This window comes from Micromonospora sp. NBS 11-29, assembly GCF_002140155.1.
Lineage (GTDB): Bacteria > Actinomycetota > Actinomycetes > Mycobacteriales > Micromonosporaceae > Micromonospora.
Window position 1 is genome coordinate 6,779 of sequence record NZ_NAPR01000022.1, and the last position, 1,340, is coordinate 8,118.

Genomic DNA, 1,340 nt, shown 5'->3' on the forward strand with positions numbered 1-1,340 from the left:
CGCCGCCACCGGCAGCAACCCGTCACCGACCAGCTTCGCCCTCAACGGCACCACCTGCACCGGCGGCGTCACCACCCCACCCACCACGGCCCCGCCCACCACCACACCGCCGCCGACGACGCCGCCGGCCACCAACGCACCCTGTGACATCTACGCCGCCGGCGGCACCCCCTGCGTCGCCGCGCACAGCACCACCCGCGCGCTCTACCGCGCCTACACCGGCCGCCTCTACCAGGTGCGTCGCGCCTCCGACAACAGCACCCGCGACATCAACGCGCTCAGCGCCGGCGGGCCGGCCGACTCCGCCGTACAGGACTCCTTCTGCGCCAACACGAGCTGCCTGATCACGGTCATCTACGACCAGTCCGGCCGCGGCAACAACCTGACCCAGGCCCCGCCCGGCGGATTCCCCGGCCCCGCCCCGGGTGGGTACGACAATCTCGCCGACGCGAAGGCGGCACCGACGACGGTGCTCGGGCACCGAGCGTACGGGGTGTTCGTGGCGCCCGGCACCGGCTACCGGAACAACAGCACCAACGGCATCGCCAAGGGCGACCAGCCCGAAGGCATGTACGCCATCTTCGACGGCACCCACTACAACGGCGGCTGCTGCTTCGACTACGGCAACGCCGAGACCAACAGCCGGGACAACGGCAACGGCACCATGGAAGCCATCTACTTCGGCAACAACAAGGTCTGGGGCACCGGCACCGGCAGCGGCCCGTGGATCATGGCCGACCTCGAAAACGGCCTCTTCTCCGGCGTCAACCCCGGCTACAACGCCAACAACCCCTCGATCAGCCACCGCTACCTGACCGCCATCGTCAAGGGCGAACCGAACCACTGGGCCATCCGCGGCGGCAACGCCCAGTCCGGCGGCCTGTCCACCATCTACGACGGCAAACGCCCGAACGCCTCCGGCTACAACCCGATGAAGAAGGAGGGCGCCATCATCCTCGGCATCGGCGGCGACAACAGCCACGGCGCCGCCGGCACCTTCTACGAGGGCGTCATGACCTCCGGCTACCCCACCAACGCCACCGAGGACGCCGTCCAGGCCAACATCACCGCCGCCGGCTACCGCTGACGGCGCCTCCTCACGTTCGGAGATCTTCCATGACCCGTCCCTCTCGGTCACGGTGGGCGTCGATCGCCGCCGTCGCCGCGCTCACCCTCACCGCCGCCGGCCTCACCGGAACGCAGTTCGCGTCCGCGGCCGCCACCGGCTGTGCGGTCACCTACACCGTCTCGTCGTCCTGGCCCGGTGGCTTCGGCGCCAACGTCGCCGTCACCAACCTCGGCGACCCGCTCACCAGCTGGCGCCTGACCTGGACGTTCGC

2 protein-coding genes are annotated in these 1,340 nt (G+C 70.4%); both read left to right on the forward strand.

What is annotated here, in order from left to right; genetic code table 11:
* Positions 1-1,087 (forward strand): arabinofuranosidase catalytic domain-containing protein (locus B1205_RS23865; protein WP_254910155.1); only part of this gene is annotated, 1,087 nt, incomplete at its 5' end.
* Between the two features lie 29 nt (positions 1,088-1,116).
* Positions 1,117-1,340, forward strand: a 224-nt coding sequence (locus B1205_RS32255; RefSeq protein WP_176308768.1) for a cellulose binding domain-containing protein, incomplete at its 3' end; no start/stop codon positions are given.